Raw genomic sequence first — 20,033 nt, forward strand, 5'->3', positions numbered from 1 at the left:
AAGATTAAACCATCCTTTAAAGTTGAGTTACCCTTGAAGTTCTTATATTAAAGAAGTTAAAATATCTGCAAAAACTAAAAGGAGGTAGGTAAAATGGCATTTATTGAATTTAAGGGAAAGCAGATTGAGCTGGATGAGGACGGTTATATCCAGAATCTCGATGACTGGTCACCAGAGCTTGCAGAGTACATGGCCCAGCAGGATGGACTTACATTAACCGAGCAGCACTGGGAAGTTATTAACTTTTTAAGAGACTACTATCAGAAATATCAGATTGCACCAATGATTAAGATTCTTGTAAAAGAAATGGCTAAAATGTTTGGTCCTGACAAAGGGAATACCAAGTATCTCTATGGCTTGTTCCCAGATGGTCCAGCAAAACAGGCATGTAGATACGCAGGTCTTCCAAAACCTACAGGATGCGTATAATTCCTTTTATAAAGGGGCAGGAAACTGCCCCCTTTTTTTCTGCTGAAAGGAGGGATAACAAAACTAATTATAGGAGAAAAAGATGTCTATTAGAGACTTCCTTTCAAAGAAAAGGAAGGCAATAGTTAATAAGTCTTTTGAGTGGACAGTATCAACTTATCCAGAAGAAAGTCAAAGTTTTTTAAAGGATAATTCAAGGCAGTTTACTAATCCAATTGGATATAATCTTTATCAATCTATTGAGCAGATAGTTGAAAAAATAATAAATGAAGAACCAATTGACAACTTTATTACTCCCTTAGAGGAGATAATCAGAATTAGAGCAGTTCAAGATTTTACACCATCTCAAGCAGTAGGATTTATATTTCTTATTAAGAAGGCTTTTCAGGATGAACTTGAAAAGGAGATAGAGCCTTTGAAAGTATTGGATTTTCTCTCAAGAATTGATTCTCTTACTCTAATAGCTTTCGATATTTTCATGAAGTATAGAGAAAAGATATACGACTTGAAATCAAAAGAGCTTATTGACAGAACGTGGTGGATTTTAAAAAAATGGAACATCGTCTCAGAAATTCCAGACAAAACAGTAGAAACCAAATAAAAAATTAAAAAGAGAGGTAGGGTGAGATGGGTATAGGATTAGCTTTCATAATTGTTTTAGGTTTAATCCTTTTTGCCTATATTGGAACAGAGCTTTTAGGTTTGAACAGTCTTTTTGCTGTGGTATTCCCTTATGTAGCTTTGATAGTCTTCATAGTAGGCTTTATTAACAGAGTAGTGAAATGGGGCAAATCGCCAGTTCCATTTAGAATACCTACTACCGCGGGACAACAGTTCTCACTTCCTTGGATTAAATACAGTAAGATTGACAATCCCGCTACAGGTTGGGGTGTTGCCTTAAGGATGTTTTTTGAAATTGCCCTTTTTAGGTCTCTATTCAGAAACACTAAAGCTGAGATAATGAATGGAAAACTATATGTAGGTTCGAATAAGTGGTTATGGATTGGAGCTTTAGCTTTTCATTATTCATTCCTTATTATACTTATCAGGCATCTTAGATTTTTTATGGCACAAACTCCTTGGTGTATATCTGTCGTTGACTCTGTAGACTCTTTCTGGCAGATAGGTCTTCCTATGGTATACATGACAGATATAATTATCGCTGCTGCTCTTCTTTATCTTCTTGGAAGAAGAATTTTTAATCCCCAGGTTAAATATATCTCACTTCCTTCCGATTACTTCCCTCTTTTCCTTATTATTGGAATAATAGCCACTGGTGTAATGATGAGATATTTTGCAAGAGTTGACATTACAGCAATAAAAGAGCTAACACTGGGGCTTGCCTATCTTAAGCCGACTGTTCCTGAAGGTGTAGGAAGTCTTTTTTACATTCATCTTTTCCTTGTGAGTGTTCTTTTTGCATACTTCCCATTTAGCAAGCTTATGCATATGGGAGGAGTATTCTTAAGTCCAACAAGAAATCTTGCAAATAACAACAGAATGGAAAGACACGTGAATCCTTGGGATTATCCTGTAAAGCATCGTCACTATGAAGAATATGAAGATGAATTTAGAGAAAAAATGAAAAAAGCTGGAATACCAGTAGAAAAGGAGTGAGACCATGGGACTTCCAAGACCAGAAGAATTAATTTCAAATGTAAATCTGAAGAAAATGCCATCCAAACCATGGATGGATACTTTACCTGTCGAATTTAAGCCAGGCTTTTACTGCTACGGAGCAAAGGGTAAAAATCTGGAGTATGTAAACTTTCCTAATGCCAGAGATTTTCATGTTACCGAGCAAGACTGGAAGCTTCCAGAGGACTGGAAAAATATTGTAATTGAGGGCATCAAGCAGAGACTCGAGAGATTTAGAACTTTCCATGTATTCATGGATATCTGTGTTCGTTGCGGTGCCTGTGCTGACAAGTGTCATTTCTTTATAGGAACTGGAGACCCAAAGAACATGCCTGTTCTCAGGGCAGAACTCTTAAGGTCTGTATACAGAAAATATTTCACTACCGGTGGAAAGCTATTTGGAAGAAATGGTGGAGCAAGAGACCTTGACATTGATGTTTTAAAAGAACTCTGGTATTATTTTTACCAATGCACAGAGTGTAGACGTTGTTCTCTGTTCTGCCCATACGGAATAGACACAGCAGAGATAACAATAATAGGTAGAGAGCTTCTTAACCTTTTAGGACTTAATACAGACTGGATTTCAGGGCCTGTTGCAAACTGTTACAGAACAGGAAATCATCTTGGAATTGAACCTCATACAATGAAGTCTACTCTCGAATTTATGTGTAATGATATCGAGGACATTACAGGGATTAGAATAGAACCACCGATAAACAAAAAGGGAGCGGAGATTCTCTTTGTAACTCCTTCGGGTGACCTCTTTGCAGACCCTGGAATTTACAATGCTATGGGCTATATGATGCTTTTCCACGAGATAGGGCTTGACTATACTTGGAGCACCTTTGCCTCAGAGGGAGGAAACTTCGGATTTTTTACATCTATGGAGATGGCAAAGAGACTTCACACTAAGATATACGAAGAGGCTAAACGACTAAAGGTTAAATGGATAATTGGTGGAGAATGCGGACACATGTGGAGAGTCTGGCATCAGTATCATAACACATGGTATGGTCCTATTGATTTTCTTGAAGAACCTGTTTCTCCTATCACTGGAACAAAGTTTGAAAATGCAAAATCGAACAAAATTGTTCACATAAGTGAATTCACAGCAGATTTAATAAAGCATGGCGTTTTAAAATTTGACAAATCAAGGAATGACAACCTAATTGTAACCTTCCATGATTCCTGTAATCCCTCTCGTGGTATGGGACTTTTTGAAGAGCCAAGATATATTATTAAAAATGTATGTAATCATTTCTATGAAATGCCTGATGAAACAATAAGAGAGCAGACATTCTGCTGCGGTGGTGGTTCTGGATTGAATGCTGGCGAAATAATGGAACTAAGAATGAGAGGAGGTTTCCCAAGGGCAAATGCAGTAAGATATGTTCACGAAAAGTTCGGTGTGAACTTACTTGCAAACATATGTGCAATAGACAGAGCAACGCTACCTCCACTGATGGATTACTGGGTGCCGGGAGTAAGAGTATCAGGAGTTACCGAGCTTGTAGCAAATGCAATGATAATGAAGGGAGAAAAAGAAAGAACTATGAATTTAAGGATGGAGCCACTGCCAGGAAAGGAGGAAGAGTAAAATGTATGACGGTTGGAAAATAATTCTTGGCTTAGTAGTTTTTGTTATTATTGTGACTCTACCTTTTACAATGAGTGTAGGAAAAACTTATGTGCAACCTAAACCAAGCCTTGATACTCCAGAAATTCAGAAAATGGAAAAGAAACAGTGTATAGAGTCAAAGCAATACATGCGGGAATCTCACATAAAACTTCTGTATTCTTGGAAGGATTATGCAACAAGAGAAGGGAAAAGGGTATACATAGCTTCCGACGGAAAACAGTATGAAGTGAGCCTTCAGAAAACCTGTATGAAATGTCATTCCAATAAGGAAAAATTCTGTGATGAATGTCACAACTATGTGAGCGTAAAACCCTATTGCTGGGATTGTCATATTGAGCCTAAGGTGGGAGGGTTAAAATGATTACGAGAAGAGAGTTTCTGAAAATATCAGCTTTTGCTTCTCTGATGGGACTTGGAGGAGCTTTTGGTATTGAGGCGCTCGAGAAAAAACAGGGTAAAGAGGTCATAAAAGATATAAAGGCCTTAAAAGCTAAAAGATGGGCAATGGTCATCGATACAAGAAAATTTAAAACTCAAGAAGATTTTGACAAGATTATTAAAGCCTGCCACAAACCCCACAATGTTCCAGAGATAATAAATCCTCTTCATGAGGTAAAGTGGATATGGACAGAAGATTACGAACACTCCTTCCCTGGCACAGCTGAACAGTATATTTCAAAAGAAGTAAAGGAGAGGAAATTTTTATTGCTATGCAACCACTGTGACAATGCCCCTTGCACAAGAGTATGTCCTGTTAAAGCAACCTTTAAAAGAGAAGATGGCATTACAATGCAGGATATGCATCGCTGTATAGGATGTAAGTTCTGCATGGCTGGCTGTCCATATGGAGCGAGAAATTATAACTTCCTTCCGCCAAGAGACTATATAAAAGAGTTTAATAATGAGTATCCTACAAGGACACTGGGCGTAGTTGAAAAATGCACATTCTGCAACGAGCGTATTGATAGAGGACTTCTTCCTTACTGTGTCGAGGCTTCAGAGGGGAAAATCATTTTCGGCGACCTTTTTGATTCTAATTCGGAGATAAGAAAAGTGCTTTCTGAGAATATTGTAATACGCAGAAAAGTTGAACTTGGCACACAACCTATGGTTTTCTACATAATTTAAGGGGAGGTAAGAAATGCTTGATTTAGCGTTAAAAGGCAGACCAAGATACTGGATTTGGGTATCTTTTTTAATAACTATGATACTCATTGGCTTTATATGCTGGATGAGAGAACACCATGTTGGAGCAGCAGTAACTACAGGACTTAGTAGAGATGTTTCCTGGGGATTTCATGTTGGTCAGCTTACTTTCTTTGTTGGTGTTGCAGCATCTGCTGTTTTGGTTGTTCTTCCATATTATTTCCACAACTACAAAACCTTTGGAAGAATAGCTGTAATAGGTGAATTTCTTGCTGTAGGCTGTGTTCTTATTGCTATGCTATCGGTTTTTGTAATTATGGGACAGCCATCACGAGTATGGAATGTTATTCTCCACCCAACACCCCATTCCATAATCTTTTGGGATATGGTGGTTCTTATAACATATCTATCTCTTAATCTTCTCTGCGGATGGACGATTCTTCATGCAGAGAAAAAGAGTGCACCACCGCCTAAGTGGATTAAACCATTTATCTACTGGGCAATACTTTGGGCGCCCTCCATCCATACTGTAACAGCATTTTTATACGCAGGCTTACCAGGAAGACCTCACTGGATGACAGCCCTTCAGGCAGCTCACTTTCTTGCAACAGCCTTTGCAGCAGGTCCTTCGTTACTAATAATTCTCAGTATGATAATAAAGAAAATATCTAAATTTGACCCTGGACAGCAAGCAATTAACAAACTTGCCGAAATAGCCACCTATGCTTTAATAATTCATCTGTTCTTTATAGGACTTGAATTCTTTACAGCCTTCTATAGCCAGATACCAGACCACATGGTAGCTCTTAAATATCTCTATGTAGGTTACGAAGGACACACGGGAATGGTTACATGGATGGCCATATCAACGCTTTTAGCCTTTACAGGTTTGTTGATATTCATATTCCCGCCTCTAAGAAAGTGGAATGTGACAAAACTCATCGGAGCAGTTTGCATATTCTTCTCAATCTGGATGGACAAGGGATTTGCCTTTGTAGTAAGCGGATTTATTCCAAATCCTTTTGATAAAGTAACAGAGGCATGGATTGCTCTGAACGAGTTTTTAGTCGCTGCTGGCGTTTGGTCTGTCGGTGCTTTGGTGATAACTGTTCTTTACAAGATTGCCATAACAGTCAAAGAGAAAGCTGTATTTGACAAGTATGGACAGAAACAGGTTGTAGATTAATCTTTTATTATTACAATATTACAATAAAAAAAGGCGGGTTTTTACCCGCCTTTTTTATGTGCATTTTAACTACTTTCTTCCTGAGATTAATTCTTCTACAACAGATGGGTCAGCGAGGGTTGATGTATCACCGAGCTCTTCAAGTGCACCAGATGCTATTTTTCTTAAAATTCTTCTCATTATCTTACCGCTTCTTGTTTTTGGAAGTCCTCCAGCAAACTGTATTTTATCGGGAGTTGCTATTGGTCCAATCATTTGTCTGATGTGTGATATGAGAAGTTTTTCTAAGTCTTTTGAGGGTTCGAAACCTTCCTTAAGGACAACGTATACGTAAATTCCTTCACCCTTGATATCATGAGGAAAACCTACAACAGCTGCTTCTGCAACAGATGGATGAGCAACAAGAGCTGATTCGACTTCTGCTGTTCCAATTCTATGGCCAGAAACATTTATTACATCATCAATTCTTCCCATCAACCAGTAATCACCATCCTCATCTACTCTTGCACCGTCTCCTGTAAAATATCTTCCCGGAAAACGAGAGAAATAAACTTCCTTTATTCTTTTGTTTTCAGAATCGCCCCAGGTGCCTCTTAACATTCCTGGCCATGGTTTCTCTATGACGAGATATCCGCCTTCATTTACTCCTGCTGGAGAACCGTCTTCCTTGAGAACTTTTGGCACAACTCCAAAAAATGGTCTTGTGGCTGAACCTGGCTTTAGCGTCATAGCACCTGGTAGAGGAGTTATCATGAAACCTCCTGTTTCTGTCTGCCACCACGTATCAACAATAGGACAGCGTTCTTTCCCTACATATTTGAAATACCAGACCCATGCCTCTGGATTTATAGGCTCTCCAACTGTTCCAAGAATTCTAAGGCTTGAAAGGTCATATTGATTTGGCCATTTTTCCCCTTCTCTCATTAATGCTCTTATGGCCGTAGGAGCTGTGTAAAATATATTAACCCTATGTTTTTCTACTATGTCCCAAAATCTCCCTGGATTTGGATAGGTTGGAACACCTTCAAACATTAAAGATGTAGCTCCAGCACTTAAAGGCCCATAGACTATATAACTGTGTCCAGTGACCCATCCGATATCGGCAGTGCAGAAAAATATTTCTTCAGGCTTGTAATCGAAGACTAACCGAAAAGTTATATTTGTATAGACCATGTAACCGCCTGTAGTGTGTAATACTCCTTTTGGTTTTCCTGTTGAACCTGATGTATATAGGATGAAGAGAGGGTCTTCTGCATCCATCTCTTCAGGCTGACAGAAATTTTTTATTTCCGGGTCATTCATCAAATCATGCCACCAGTAGTCTCTCTGTGGGTCCATGTCAACGAAGTTTGGTGTTCTTTGAACTACTATAACCTTTTCAACAGATGGTGCTCCCTCTAAGGCTTGGTCAGCATTTGCTTTTAGCGGAACAATTCTTCCTCCTCTTACGCCTTGATTAGCGGTAATAAGCAATTTTGCTCCACAATCATTTATTCTGTCTCTCAAGGATTGAGCGGAGAAACCAGCAAATACAACACTGTGAATAGCCCCTATTCTCGCACAGGCAAGAAGGGTGATGGGAAGTTCAGGTATCATGGGAAGATAAATAGAGACCCTGTCACCTTTTTTTATGCCAAGTTTTTTAAGGACATTGGCAAATCTATTAACCTCTCTGTAAAGCTGCCAGTAGGTGTATGTTTTTACCTCTCCGTCGTCTGCTTCCCAAATTAATGCTGCTTTGTTTCCCAGATTTGACAGATGACGGTCTAAGCAGTTATACGATGCATTAAGCTTTCCTCCAATAAACCATTTTATATAAGGCTTGTTGAAATCATAATCTAAGACCTTATCCCATTTTTTATACCATGTTATGTTTTGTTCGGCTATCTCAGCCCAGAATCCTTCGGGGTCTTCAACCGAACGCTTATACATTGTTTCGTACTCTTGCATGCTTTTAATATAAGCCCTCTCTGCAATCTCTTTGGGTGGAGGGAATACCCGCTGTTCTTTGAGTAATACATCAATTCCTTGTGACATACCTTTTACCTCCTTTTTTCTAATGATTTTAACATTTATTCAGCTCCTATACCAATATAGGCTCTTATTTTTTCGGTTTCAAATTTTTCCTCTGCCTCTCTCTCCCTCGTCATTAGAGAAACTAAAATACCCATAATAAAGGCTGCAGGAAAAGAGACAATGGCAGGACTTTTGAGTGGAAAAATTGGAGCAGGATTTTTAAAGATTTCCACCCAAACGGTAGGGCTTAAAATAATCAAGACAACGCTCAAAATAAGTCCTGTATATATACTCCATACAGCACCCTGAGTAGTAAATTTCTTCCAGAAAATTGACATTAAAAGGGCTGGAAAATTAGCCGATGCTGCAATAGCAAAGGCTAATCCGACCATGAATGCAACATTCTGTCCCTTAAAGGCTATTCCAAGAAGAATAGCGAAGACTCCAAGGGAAAGCGTAGCTATTTTGGCGGCTTTTACTTCCTGTTTTTCATCTGCCCGGCCTCTTCTTATGACTCCGACATAAATGTCATGAGAGACCGCAGAAGCTCCAGCGAGAGTTAATCCAGCAACTACTGCTAAAATTGTCGCAAAAGCAACAGCTGAAAGAAATCCTAAAAATATCTCACCTCCGAGAGCTTCAGCCAGTAGAGGTGCTGCCATGTTTCCACCCTTGTCGATTGCACTGATTATTTCATGCCCAACTAAAGCTGCAGCGCCAAATCCTATTGTAAAGGTGAGGATATAAAAGTATCCGATAAATCCTGTAGCATAAAATACGGATTTTCTCGCTTCTTTAGCATCAGGGACAGTATAGAACCTCATTAGAATATGGGGTAATCCAGCTGTTCCAAACATCAGAGCGATTCCAAGAGAAATTGTGTCTATAGGATTTTTAACTAAACCTCCTGGTTGCAGCATTTTTTCTCCATATTTTTCAGTAACATTTGAAAATAAATCGACATAATTAAAGCCAAATTTAAGCAAAATCAAAAAAACAAGTATAGTAGCGCCTCCGAGAAGAAGGGCTGCTTTTATTATCTGCACCCATGTAGTAGCAAGCATTCCACCAAAAAGAACATAGGCTATCATGAGAGCACCGACAATGATTACTGCAATTTCATAGGGTAGGCCAAAGAGTAATTTAATGAGAGAGCCTGCACCAACCATTTGAGCAATCAGATAAAGCAAAACAGTAATTAATGCTCCTGTAGCAGCGGCTGTTCTGATAGGTCTTTGCTTTAAACGATAGGCAACCACGTCTGCAAAGGTATATTTGCCAAGGTTTCGCAGTTGCTCTGCCACGAGGAACATTACAATTGGCCATCCTACAAGAAAACCAACGGAGTAAATCAAACCATCGTAACCTTTTAGAGCTACCAGCCCAGCTATTCCAAGAAAACTTGCTGCAGACATATAATCTCCTGCAAGAGCAAGGCCGTTCTGAAATCCTGTAATGCTTCTACCGGCAGCATAAAACTCTGTTGTTGTTCTTGTTCTCTTAGCTGCCCAGTAGGTTATATATAGTGTACCGGCAACAAAGAGAAAAAAGAATAATATAGCTGTTAAGGTTGGTTGTCCAATTGTTGTTTCTAACATTACTCGCCTCCCACTTTTTCTCTTATTTCTGCCACTTTTTCATCATAGCTTCTGTTCGCCCAAGTAACGTATACTCCTGTAAGAATCCATGATAAGATAATTACGCCAATACCTATGGGAATTCCTAATGTAATAGAGCCGTAAAATTTAGCACTTAGAAATTCTTTACCATAAGCAAGAAGAAGAATAAATCCGAAATAAACAAAAAGCTCCAGTATGGTAAGAAAAATAGAGATAGAATTTTTACTTTTAACGAGCTTTCTGAATTCGGGAGTGTTTAAAATTTTCTCCTTTATCATCCTTTAACCTCCTCCTTTAAAATGAATAAGATTCTTTTTTTAAGACTGTCCTGAAGTTAATATTTTCTTCAGAACCAATATCAATTAGCTCACCGATAGTAAAAATTTTTAGCTCTGAAAGATAGAAAAGTAGTTTCTGGAAAACTTGAGCGGTAATAAATGCATCTGACAAAGCATCATGTAATTCCCGTGTGTCGATTTCCAAAGAAAGAGCAACCTCTTCAAGAGTGTTTTTATTGCCAAGACTCTCAGGTAATACTCCCTTTCTAATAAGCCATTTGTAGATTAGGAAGGTATCAATCCCGAGAGGATTAAAATTTTCTTTTAGGTGGTTTTTTATCTCTTTCCTTAAAAAAGCTAAATCTATATCGAGACAGTGACCTATAAACAAACAACTTTCTGAGAACTTAAGAAACTCCCTCAAAATTGGTGCAATTTCTGGACATTTTTCGAGTTCGGAGGGTGTAATTTTGTGAATCATAATGCTTTCCTTACGAAATTTGGTAGTTGAGGGACTCACGGTTCTGTAAAAAACATCTCCTATCTTGATAGTTCGGCCTTTCATTTTTATAGCACCTATTGCTATGATGTTGTCTTTATATTCATTAAGCCCTGTTAGTTCTGTATCTACAACTACAAACTCTGTTTCGCTAATTAACTGCTTAGCAATAGTATCCTTTTGTTTTTTCTTTTTGAGTAAAGTAAACATTCTATATAATCATCAGCTTATATCTCTCTATTAAAATATCCTGTAATTTGGATATAAGCTGAAAGGTATCCTTTAGTAATTTTTTCTCAAGATTACTCAATGACTCGGGATCAATGAAATTATCAGGCATGTTACCTCGCAAAATTTGCTCATACTGATGTTGCATTCTTAATAACATTAGAAATTCAAAGGCATAAATTATCTCATCGGCATAGTCTTTAACGACCGTATGTTTGCTTTTCAGGGCTTCTATTCTCTCTAAAGTTGAAGTTTCTCTTGCACCTTTCTCTAAGCTAAAAAGTCTGATGATATCTACTATTGGTGCTATTCCCTTAATTTTTAGATTTAACTTGTCTTTATGTTCTCCGCTCTTTTCAACTACAAAGGTTTTGAAGAAACCAAGAGGGGGCTTATTTCTGACTGCTAAATTTGCGAGATATCCGAGAAATACTTTTTGGTCTTTTACTACTCCTAAGAGATAGTCTCGTAAGTTTTCTTCTAATGATAAGTCTCCATAGATTCCTCTAAAGTCGAAAAATATGTTAGAAAGATTTATATTTTCTCCTTTTGGAGTATAAATCCACTGTGAGAAATATTTTTTCCATACCTTTAGAGGCTGACACCATTTAGGATTACTCGCCATTATATCTCCAGGACAAGGCGGAAAACCACATCTGAGGAGATTCTCTTTGATAAAATTAGTAAATTCCAAGAAATACTTCTGAACTGCTTCTTGTTGGGTTGGTGGTGGGTCAGCATAGATTAAGGCATTATCCTGGTCAGTTTTAAAAGTTTGTTCCTTTCTACCTTCTGAACCTAAGGCAATCCAGCAAAATGGAACAGGAGGCTGTCCAAACTCTCTTTCAGCAAACTGAATGATTTTCCTAACTATTCTGTCGTTAATCTCTGTGATTATTCTTGTAATATTGCTTGCCTTTGCTCCCTGACTGATGAGGTTTCCTACTATCGTGTTTACCTGTTTAGCCGTATTTATCAAACCTTCTACGGTTTGTTGAATTTCAAGGTCTCTTACAATAGTTATAGGAGAAAGACCCTGAAGCATCATTATATCGTGATTTGTTATAATTCCTTCTATTTTGCCATTTTTGATTACTAAAAGATGGTGTATGTTGTATTTAAGCATCTTCACTACTGCTTCGAAGCAGAAATCTTTGGCATCAATTTTTATAATTGGATAGCTCATTATGTTTTTTATAGGTTCATCAACATTTCTTGCAGAAGCAACAACTTTTCTTCTTAAGTCCTTATCTGTTATTATTCCTACGGGTATTCCTTCTTGGTCCATTATTATGAGAGAGCTTATTGAGTTCTCACACATAATTTTTGCACCTTCTCTTATGGAGGTATTCTCAGGAACGGAAATAACATTTTTAGTGGCAATTTCCTCTACTGGAGTGGTAAAAAGAATTTTATCAACCGTATACGTTATGGTTTTTCTTGTCTGTTCTTCTCTGTATCCCTTATCAAGATAAATATTCATGAAGGACCTTAAAAAGAAGTCCCTTACTTCAGAATATTTATTTATTAGATTTATGATAGTTTCCTTGGGAATGAGGTAACATATGGTGTCATCAATAGCCACAACATTAGCTCTCGACTTATCTCCACTCATTAGAGAGACAAAGCCAAAACTATCACCCTCGCTTCTGTAGTCGATAATGTTTTCCTCATTTTCAATCCTTCGGTATACCTTGACTCCGCCTTTTTTTATGACATATAAAAACTCACTTGGTGCACCGTCTTGAAGTAAAATGTGTGTCCCTCTAGGATAATACTCCATAGATGTTTTGACAGTTACTGAATTAATAACTTCATCGCTTAGAAACTCAAAGGGAGGAACAGATTTTAAGAATTCTATTGTGTCTTCAATAATTTTAACCATACTTAGTAGTAAAGCAAAGCTTGTGCCATACATGATAAATACTGATAATTATAGGATTATTCAATTCTGGCAGCTTGAAAGCGTTACCCAAAGTAACATTTTTTGTTTACTTTAGTAACAGATTTTTGATTAATCTTGGATTGGGAGATATGAAAATTTAACAGAAATTTAATCTTTTTTTAACAATGCTGTAACGAAATTTTTATAAATTAGAGTAGATGAAAGTTTTAAATGACATATCAGTAAGATGTCCCCGCTGTGATTCAGAGGCCATATACAAGTATGGAAGGATTAAATCTGGAAAGCAGAGATATCTTTGTTTGGTATGTAAAAAACAGTTCACCACCTTTAGAGAGCAGAAAGAGGATAAAAGGCCTCTATGCCGGATATGTGGAAGTAAGATGTATGTATACATGAGATGCAATGGTGGAGTTGTAATATATAGATGTTCAAGATATCCATTATGTAAAGAATACAAAAAATGGAGGATAACATGAAATTTTATATTCATGACATACCTGGCAGATTAAGAATTAAGAGCCCAGTCCTCAAGAACAATCAGAAGGCAGAGTTTGAGCTCAGAAAGGCCTTAAGCACATTAGAAGGAATAGGTGTTGTAGAGACAAATCTTATCACTGGCAGCATTCTTATTCACTACAATCCAAAGAGGATTAATAAGAATGACATATTAAGGCTTCTAATAAACAAAGGATATTTTGACCCTACAAGAGCTGTTACAAATGATGAATATATAAAGAAAACTGTTGAAAAAACAGGCAATTTCGTTGTTAAAAGCTTTGTGGGCACTGTAATTGATAGCAGTCTGGAGAATACGCCATTAAGATTTATATCTGTAATACTTTAATTGTTAGTTAATTTTTTGTCTTCTTTAAGCTTTCATTTATAAGCAATGAGCCTAATGTGGTCATAGATACAACTCCGTAATCTATCATTCTAAGAGGTGTTAATCCTAATAGATTTCTCAATCCAGGAATAAACGATAGGGCAATTTGTAACAACAAAGTTCCTCCAACTGCCAAATTCAAATATTTATTTGAGAAAGTATCGGAACTTAATATTGATTTACTCTCAGACTTGCAGCTGTAGGCATGAAGTATTTGCGATAGGGAAAGTGATAAGAAAGCAATACTACTTGAGGCCGGCGAAACTCCATATCTTGATATTCCATACAAATAGGCAGTCATTGTTGAAAGGGTAATTGCTGAAGCTTCGAGGAAGTGCCTTCTTAGTTGTGTCATATTAAGAAGTTCTTCGTCAGGATTTCTTGGAGGCTGTTTCATAAGTTCTTTATCTAAGGGCTCAATAGAAAGAGCAAGTCCTGGGAATATATCGGAGATTAAGTTTATCCATAATAGTTGAATAGGAGTTAATGGTTGACCGGCTTTAAGAGCTATACAGGAGAACATTGTAAAAATTTCACTCAGATTTGTCGATACAAGATAGTGTATGGACTTTCTAATATTTACATAGGTATTTCTTCCGTTAGCTATGGCTAATTCTAATTTGCTCAGGTCATCGTCTTCTATAACAATTTCTGCTACGTCCCTTGCTATTTCAGTTCCTGCCTTTCCCATTGAAATTCCTAAATCTGCTACTTTCAAGGCTGGCCCATCATTTATACCATCTCCTGTCATAGCTACATACTTACCCTTTGACTGTAATGCTTTTACTATTTTTAATTTGTCTGTTGGAGTAGCTCTTGAGAATACGTTAATTTCATCTATGTCTGTTTGTCCATTTTCAAGTCTTGATGTTTCTACTACATTAATATGTCCTTTTCTGCTTAAACTTAACTCTTCTGCAATTGCCCTTGCTGTTAAGGATTGGTCTCCCGTAATCATGACTGTTTCAATACCGGCAAGATGGAATCTCTCTATAAGCTCCTTTACGCCTTCTCTGATAGGGTCTTTAAAGCCTATTAGGCCTAACCACACAATATCAATGCTGTCGATAATTTTACTACAGTTACAGTCTTCACTGTTAAGTTCATTTATTAAATCTCTGTGTATTTTACTAAGAATGCCATAACAAAAACCTAATACTCTTAATCCCTTAGAGGACATTAACTCATTTGCTTCTGAATAGAGCATTAATTCTCTCTCTGTGAAATGCTTTATTTCACCGTTGTGCATAAGTTGATTGGAAAATTCCAGAAGCCTGTCGGGAGCACCTTTTATGGCCACAAGGTATTCGTCGGGATTTTCTGTTTCGTGAATTGTAAGCATAAAATGTCTGTTTTCAGCCCTGTAAAAAGTCTTTATTCTTTTGTATTTCTCCCTTAGTTCTTCTGGATTATCTGTGATATAATTTGCTAACTTTACAAGAGCATTCTCCGTAGGCGTTCCGACTATGTTATATTTTCCGTTGTCAAAGGTCAGTTTACTATCATTGCACAGGATTGAAATCTTAAGAAGTTCTTTAAGAGTCGGATTTTCTTCAATTTTTAATTCTGATTGGAACTCGTAGAGATTTTTTCCGTCCGATTGATAAAGTTTAGTATCAACAAAAACCTCTGCCACACTCATTTTGTTAAGTGTGAGTGTGCCAGTTTTATCAAAACATATAGTGTTTATAGTACCAAGTGTCTCAACTGCTTTTAATTCTCTTATAAGTATTCCTTGTCTTCTTAAATTAGCCATACCAAGGGCAAAAGTGGTTGTGGCTACTGTTGGCAAACCCTCTGGAACCGCAGCAACGGTAAGAGAGATGGATGACTTGAGCATCTCTATAATACCGTATCCTCTAAAGATTCCTACAACAAAAATGGCAGCACAGATTAAAGCACTTATTATTGAGAGTTTTATTCCGAGCCTGTCGAGTTGATTTTGCACCGCTGTTTTAGGAGTCTCGCTCTCTTCAATGAGTGATTTGATTTTGCCAATTTCTGTTGTATTGCCGGTCTCAACGACAACAGCTTTTCCATGCCCTCCTACGACAAATGTGCTTCTGTAAACCATGTTACAGCGGTCTGCAAGGGGTATGTTGTCTCCGTTATTAAATATGCAGAGGTTAACGAATTTTGTCACCGGAAGACTCTCACCTGTGAGGGCTGATTCGTCAACGCTTAAATTTATACTTTCAATGAGTCTACAGTCAGCATTTACAAAACTACCAGGTTTTAGCAGGACAATGTCTCCAGGAACTAACTCTTCCGATTCTATCAATTGCACTTGTCCATCTCGAATTACCTCAGATTTGTGTTCAAAGATTTTATTGAGAGACTTAATGAGGCTTTCTGTTTTTCGCTCCGTTTTATAGCCTATTATTGCATTAGTAATCACAACTCCTATTATGAATAGCGCGTCTGTTATACCTCCTGTAAATATGGATATAATAGATGCGACACCGAGTAGTACCACGGGAACAGATTTGAATTGGTTTAAAAAAAGAGAAAAACCCGATTTAGTCTCTCCACTTTCAATTGAGTTGGTGCCGTAATTTTTAAGTCTCCTCTTTGCCTCATCAGATGATAGCCCTCTGGTTTCATCTGTTTGAAGCTCTTTAACTATATCGCGCCAATCAAGGAGATGCCAATCTTGAGATTTTTTTTCTTGTTTAAAGGGTATTTTATCCTTTATTTTTTTAATTATTCTCTCTCGGAAGCTTTCAGGCTTTTCTTTCTCTTTTTTTGAATTTTCATTTATAAATGTTTTTCTGAACTCTTCTGCTAAATACTCAACTGTTTGAATTATCTCTATTAGGTTTTTTTGAGGGCTGTAGTAGATTAGTAAAGAGCCTGTTGTAATATTTACAGAAAAATCCGAAATAAAGGGCAATTTTTCAAGATGAGCAAAGAGAAAACCCCCAAATTCTTTTGAGTTTTTCAGCCCTATTATTTTTAATCTAACCCTGCCGCTTACTTCTTTATGGACAATTCGTACCATTCAAAATTATTCGGACTTTCTTTTTCTTTTTTCTTTATGCTCTTCAGTAGTCTCACTGCTTTCCTTAGCATTTAGAATTTTATCTATTCCTTCCGTATTGTTTTCGTGAGAATTTATTTTTGTATGTCCCAATTCCTTGCTTTTAGGCAGTATTGTTCCGATAACTTCTTTTATTCCTCCAATGGTTATTAAAAGTATATCTTTTACAGAGTTCAATGCTACATTGCCTATGGCATAAGCGGTCTCAATGGCTCTTATTGAAGTAGCTTTAACAACCTCTTCTACATTGCCTCCTATCTCAGAGGTTGCCTCGACAACTCCTTCAATAGTTTTTTTGGCAACGGTAGCAACATCTCCACCAACAGAGGATGCGCTATTTATTGCTGTTTTGACTGTTTGAGCAGCGGCAGATACTACATCTCCACCTACTTCAGCTACGCCGAGAATTATTCCCTTTGCCACATTTTTTGAAGTCATCACAAGTCCTGTTCCCATTTCCTCCGTAGCCTTCATTGCTTCTTTTGTAACTTCTCTTACAACTAAAAGAGTGTCTGTGGCAAGGGAACTGGAAGTTTTGAGAGTGTTTGATACAGTATTTTTTACTAAGTTTACTATTTCGTTTTCTATTTCATTTACCCCTTTCAATCCACTTACGATGCCGTTTTTTATAGATGTTCCCATTGCGCTAAAGTCAACTTTCGACTTTTCCATATTAATTGTTTCGTTAGACATTTCATACCTCCTTCTTTGGTAAACTTTTACTCCTTTGAAATAAGAGAGTTCAGATAAAATAAGGCAGTATACCAGGGAATAGAAGACAGATTGCCTCTTGCTATCTGATACAGAGCACTGATAAGAAGAAATAGAAGAACTGTGCTCTTTAAATCAACTTTCCCTGAGGATATTTTTTTAATGATTTTATTTAGATGGCTAAAGCTTTTACTTAATGACTGACTTATTTTTTTGCTGGGATTTTCTTCATATTTTCTAATCTTAACAAAAGGTATGTCCTTTAAAATACCTATAACTTCTTCTGTGGTCTTTTCATGTTCAATTAAAATACTTCCTATTGTAGGATTTACCTTAATATTCTTGAAGTATTCAGCCTGCTTAATATTATCCAAGAACGAACTAAAAAAATTTTCCTCCCCCTTTGCAGAGGGAAACTTAAGTCTCAATCTTCCCGGGGATATGTGAGAGATGTAGCCTTCTATCACCTTAGCTTTTGTCCTCTTGACTCATCAAAGTTTTTGAAATTTCTTCCATTTTTTCCTGAGCCATTTCTGATTTTACTTCTGCTACAATGTCCTCTACAACTTCGCCTACTTCAGCAACAATTTCTTTGCCTTTTTCATAAACATTAAGGCCACCCTTGATAGCAGCTTTTGCAATTGGTTTGGCTATTGATGCTAACATGGGTATTACTACAGGAGCTAATACGGAAGCACCTATTCCAATGGCAAGTCCTGTAAGTATGTTGCCTTTTAGTCCGTTATTAAATAAACCCATAAAATCACCCCCTTCCTATCGATGCCTTAGGTATGACTGTTAATAATCAAAAATTTTTGAACAAAATTTTTTCCTCAAAATCAACAAAAACTTATAAAAAACTCATCTTATCTAAAAAATAACAGAAAAATTTTCAATTTTCAAATGATTTTTTCATTACTTTCCTAAATTTTTCAGATTTTAATGACTTTGAGGGTGATTTTATCTGAGAATTAAGAAAAATACCTTAAGTTGTATTTATCAAATAAAACTTTTTGAAATTCCTCAATTTTCCTGAAGACTTCTTTCAATATATCTCTCTCTGTTTTAGAAAGTTCCTTTGGGTTTATATAATTGTCAGGTTGCACATTATTTCTGATTTTTCTTGCCTGTGATTTAAGCCGTAAAGTCATTAAAAATCTGTAAGCCTCCTCTAAATCTCGAGCAAAATCAGAGGTAAATATGGATAAATCTCTTAGTTTCCTGATTCTTTCAAAGGTATTAGTATTCCTTATTTCGTTGTGAAGAGATAAAACTCTTACTCCCTGTGTAATGGGGAATATACCGTATTTTTTGAGGTCAATCTCTCCTCTGTGCCGGCCTTCCCTTTCGGTTTTTAAATTACCTAAAAAGCCTACAGGAGGTCTGAATTTAATTGCTGCTGATGCAAGAAAAGGTAAAAATTGCTTTGAAGTCTTAAGCTTTTTCTTAATAAATTCCCACATATCTTCGGCTAATTCCTCTTTTCCGCAAACACTTCTGAAGTCAAAAAAGATGCTGATGTTAAGAACATTTTCTGGCTTTGGTTGTTCCATCCATCTACTAATCTCTGAGTACCACTCTTCCTTTTTTCTTCTCCAGTAGGGATTACTAATCATCACATTGCCAGGACAGGTTGGAAATCCAATCTTTAATAGGTAGTCTATGAATTTCTCTGAAAATCTCTCAAAGTAGTCTTTTCCTTCTGAGTTTCCCTCAAAGATTAATGCGTTGTCTTGGTCGGTTTTTAGACTTTGTTCTCTTCTGCCCTCTGAACCAATTACTATTATTGAATAGGCATTCTTAGGTGGACTCATTTCTTCCTCAACTATCTGAGCCACCCGTGCCATAAAGTGGTCATTTAGCTCTGCTATGTATTTGCCAACATACTCGGGGTCTAACCCTGACATTACTCCCTCGATTACGCTCTCATTGACAAGAGAATAGAGATAGGCCAGCTCTTCAACACTTTTAGCCCTCTGTATTTCTTTTATGAGAAAGACAATATTTTTGCTTTCGTGATTTATTACAACCCTATCATCGAGTATACCCCATATGGCACCTGAGTCTTTTATGACTAATTTTCTTATTTTATGCTTTGCCATTGTTAACATGGCGTTGAATAATGGTTCAGAGGCATCCATTGAAATTATAGGAAAGGTTGCGATATCTTCAGCTTTTAAGTTTGAAGGATTGGCCTCTTTTGCAAGAACTTTCTTTATAATATCTCTTTCTGTGATTATTCCTATCTCTCCGTTTTTCTGAACAAGGCAGAAAGTAGAGTCATGTTCAACCATCATTTTAGCGGCCTCTGTTATGTTAGTATCGCCTTTTATAAGAATTGGTTCTTTTATTTTTATATCTCTTATTCTTACCTCAAGGAGTCTTTCCATTTGAAAGGAACTTCTTAGCTTCGGGATACTGTGAACTCTTTTTGCAAGCTCTTTGGTGAAGTATTTTGCAAAGGTGTCGTATTTTGTAAAAAGGGAAAGAAATTTTCCTTTTTCTATCTGAAGAATTCTTGTATAATCCTCTACAACTATTGCTGTAGATACAGGTGGCATTTCGCTTACAAGTGATACGTAGCCGAAAATATCTCCTCCCTTAAGATGAGCTATAACCTGAGAGTTTTTCTCAAGAAATACCTCTCCGTTGAGAATTACATAAAGAAATTTAAGAGGTTCGGTGTTTTCTTTAAATAAAGTCTCATTTTTTCTATAAGTTTTTATTTCTCCCTGAGAGATTATCTCCTCGAGTTCTTCGTCGGGAAGGCTATCAAAGGGATAAATTTTCTTTAATTCTTCTATGCTTTCCATTT

The 20,033-nt window shown here is 36.9% G+C and carries 19 protein-coding genes; 9 read left to right on the forward strand and 10 right to left on the reverse strand.

Features of this window, described 5'->3' with window-relative positions; genetic code table 11:
• Nucleotides 1-93 precede the first annotated feature (93 nt).
• The 7 genes from ACZ430_RS07075 (at nucleotide 94) to dsrP (ending at nucleotide 6,038) form a co-directional block, all read left to right on the forward strand.
• On the forward strand, nucleotides 94-429 hold the full coding sequence (locus ACZ430_RS07075; RefSeq protein ID WP_297209541.1) for a TusE/DsrC/DsvC family sulfur relay protein: 336 nt from the start codon (nucleotides 94-96) through the stop codon (nucleotides 427-429).
• Between the two features lie 82 nt (nucleotides 430-511).
• On the forward strand, nucleotides 512-1,030 hold the full coding sequence (locus ACZ430_RS07080) for an RsbRD N-terminal domain-containing protein (RefSeq protein WP_297209538.1): 519 nt from the start codon (nucleotides 512-514) through the stop codon (nucleotides 1,028-1,030).
• A 26-nt stretch (nucleotides 1,031-1,056) separates the two neighbouring features.
• Nucleotides 1,057-2,046: a sulfate reduction electron transfer complex DsrMKJOP subunit DsrM gene (gene dsrM, locus ACZ430_RS07085; protein WP_297209535.1), complete on the forward strand. Its 990-nt coding sequence runs from the start codon at nucleotides 1,057-1,059 to the stop codon at nucleotides 2,044-2,046.
• Between the two features lie 55 nt (nucleotides 2,047-2,101).
• Nucleotides 2,102-3,664: a sulfate reduction electron transfer complex DsrMKJOP subunit DsrK gene (dsrK, locus tag ACZ430_RS07090; protein WP_440871031.1), complete on the forward strand. Its 1,563-nt coding sequence runs from the start codon at nucleotides 2,102-2,104 to the stop codon at nucleotides 3,662-3,664.
• 1 nt (nucleotide 3,665) lies between these two features.
• Nucleotides 3,666-4,067, forward strand: coding sequence for a sulfate reduction electron transfer complex DsrMKJOP subunit DsrJ (gene dsrJ / locus ACZ430_RS07095; RefSeq protein ID WP_297209529.1), 402 nt, complete (start codon nucleotides 3,666-3,668; stop codon nucleotides 4,065-4,067).
• Nucleotides 4,064-4,834, forward strand: coding sequence for a sulfate reduction electron transfer complex DsrMKJOP subunit DsrO (gene dsrO / locus ACZ430_RS07100; protein ID WP_297209526.1), 771 nt, complete (start codon nucleotides 4,064-4,066; stop codon nucleotides 4,832-4,834). Before dsrJ ends, dsrO begins: the two co-directional genes overlap by 4 nt.
• Before the next feature lie 13 nt (nucleotides 4,835-4,847).
• Nucleotides 4,848-6,038 carry a sulfate reduction electron transfer complex DsrMKJOP subunit DsrP gene (gene dsrP, locus ACZ430_RS07105; RefSeq protein ID WP_297209524.1) on the forward strand — a complete coding sequence of 397 codons (1,191 nt, stop codon included), beginning with the start codon at nucleotides 4,848-4,850 and terminating at the stop codon, nucleotides 6,036-6,038.
• A 69-nt stretch (nucleotides 6,039-6,107) separates the two neighbouring features.
• Here the strand turns inward: dsrP and acs are convergent, their stop codons facing one another.
• The 5 genes from acs to ACZ430_RS07130 are packed head-to-tail and all read right to left on the reverse strand — an operon-like array spanning nucleotide 6,108 to nucleotide 12,596.
• A complete protein-coding gene (gene acs, locus ACZ430_RS07110) occupies nucleotides 6,108-8,075 on the reverse strand; it encodes an acetate--CoA ligase (RefSeq protein WP_297209521.1) in 1,968 nt (655 codons plus the stop codon).
• 35 nt (nucleotides 8,076-8,110) lie between these two features.
• Entirely contained in the window at nucleotides 8,111-9,652 is a 1,542-nt protein-coding gene (actP, locus tag ACZ430_RS07115) for a cation/acetate symporter ActP (protein ID WP_297209519.1), read from the reverse strand.
• Entirely contained in the window at nucleotides 9,652-9,951 is a 300-nt protein-coding gene (locus ACZ430_RS07120) for a DUF485 domain-containing protein (RefSeq protein WP_464910462.1), read from the reverse strand. The genes actP and ACZ430_RS07120 overlap by 1 nt, the downstream gene beginning before the upstream one ends.
• Before the next feature lie 16 nt (nucleotides 9,952-9,967).
• Nucleotides 9,968-10,660 (reverse strand): 3'-5' exonuclease, encoded by a 693-nt coding sequence (locus ACZ430_RS07125; RefSeq protein WP_464910463.1) that lies wholly within the window; start codon nucleotides 10,658-10,660, stop codon nucleotides 9,968-9,970.
• 1 nt (nucleotide 10,661) lies between these two features.
• Nucleotides 10,662-12,596, reverse strand: coding sequence for a DUF294 nucleotidyltransferase-like domain-containing protein (locus ACZ430_RS07130; protein ID WP_464910464.1), 1,935 nt, complete (start codon nucleotides 12,594-12,596; stop codon nucleotides 10,662-10,664).
• Between the two features lie 185 nt (nucleotides 12,597-12,781).
• On the opposite strand from ACZ430_RS07130, the gene ACZ430_RS07135 reads away from it, so the two are divergent.
• Together ACZ430_RS07135 and ACZ430_RS07140 are read left to right on the forward strand one after the other, a co-directional pair.
• The gene (locus ACZ430_RS07135; protein ID WP_464910465.1) at nucleotides 12,782-13,060 is read left to right on the forward strand and encodes an IS1/IS1595 family N-terminal zinc-binding domain-containing protein; all 279 of its coding nucleotides are present in this window, start codon (nucleotides 12,782-12,784) and stop codon (nucleotides 13,058-13,060) included.
• Nucleotides 13,057-13,428, forward strand: a complete 372-nt coding sequence (locus tag ACZ430_RS07140) for an HMA2 domain-containing protein (protein ID WP_339943976.1) — start codon at nucleotides 13,057-13,059, stop codon at nucleotides 13,426-13,428. Before ACZ430_RS07135 ends, ACZ430_RS07140 begins: the two co-directional genes overlap by 4 nt.
• A 7-nt stretch (nucleotides 13,429-13,435) precedes the next feature.
• Here the strand turns inward: ACZ430_RS07140 and ACZ430_RS07145 are convergent, their stop codons facing one another.
• From ACZ430_RS07145 to ACZ430_RS07165, 5 genes are all read right to left on the reverse strand, one after another.
• Nucleotides 13,436-16,468, reverse strand: a complete 3,033-nt coding sequence (locus tag ACZ430_RS07145; protein WP_464910466.1) for a cation-translocating P-type ATPase — start codon at nucleotides 16,466-16,468, stop codon at nucleotides 13,436-13,438.
• A gap of 6 nt (nucleotides 16,469-16,474) precedes the next feature.
• Nucleotides 16,475-17,200, reverse strand: a complete 726-nt coding sequence (locus ACZ430_RS07150) for a hypothetical protein (RefSeq protein ID WP_464910467.1) — start codon at nucleotides 17,198-17,200, stop codon at nucleotides 16,475-16,477.
• 26 nt (nucleotides 17,201-17,226) lie between these two features.
• The gene (locus ACZ430_RS07155) at nucleotides 17,227-17,685 is read right to left on the reverse strand and encodes an HMA2 domain-containing protein (protein ID WP_464910468.1); all 459 of its coding nucleotides are present in this window, start codon (nucleotides 17,683-17,685) and stop codon (nucleotides 17,227-17,229) included.
• A 1-nt stretch (nucleotide 17,686) separates the two neighbouring features.
• Nucleotides 17,687-17,977: a DUF5132 domain-containing protein gene (locus ACZ430_RS07160; protein ID WP_339943983.1), complete on the reverse strand. Its 291-nt coding sequence runs from the start codon at nucleotides 17,975-17,977 to the stop codon at nucleotides 17,687-17,689.
• A 212-nt stretch (nucleotides 17,978-18,189) separates the two neighbouring features.
• Nucleotides 18,190-20,031, reverse strand: a complete 1,842-nt coding sequence (locus ACZ430_RS07165; RefSeq protein ID WP_464910469.1) for a putative nucleotidyltransferase substrate binding domain-containing protein — start codon at nucleotides 20,029-20,031, stop codon at nucleotides 18,190-18,192.
• Nucleotides 20,032-20,033 lie beyond the last annotated feature (2 nt).

The sequence above is a fragment of the Thermodesulfovibrio sp. TK500a genome, from assembly GCF_055381765.1.